Genomic DNA, 411 nt, shown 5'->3' with positions numbered 1-411 from the left:
GATGCTTGTTTACCAACAGGAGTTAATACGACTGATAGTGATGGTGATGGACTAACCGATTGTGAAGAAACGACAGGAATAGACGATCCGAGTACACCAAAAGCACCAGGAGATTATCCAGGGCCATTTGATACTAACAATACTTGTTTACCAACAGGAGTTAATACGACCGATAGTGACGGTGATGGATTAACCGATTGTGAAGAAACAACAGGAATAGACGATCCGAGTACATCAAAAGTACCAGGAGATTATCCAGGGCCATTTCATGCTAACGATGCTTGTTTACCAACAGGAGTTAATACGACCGATAGTGATGGTGATGGATTAACCGATTGTGAAGAAACAACAGGAATAGACGATCCGAGTACACCAAAAGTACCAGGAGATTATCCAGGACCATTTGATGCT

At 42.3% G+C, this 411-nt stretch carries 1 pseudogene; it reads left to right on the top strand.

Going from position 1 to position 411, the window contains the following annotated elements:
- Positions 1 to 411: pseudogene (locus ACH5TX_RS00030) on the top strand (hypothetical protein); the annotation flags it as partial.

It is taken from the genome of Thalassobellus citreus (assembly GCF_044385915.1).
GTDB lineage: Bacteria > Bacteroidota > Bacteroidia > Flavobacteriales > Flavobacteriaceae > Thalassobellus > Thalassobellus citreus.
Note: the sequence above shows the minus strand (reverse complement) of the source record. Positions and strands in the feature narration are given on the sequence as shown.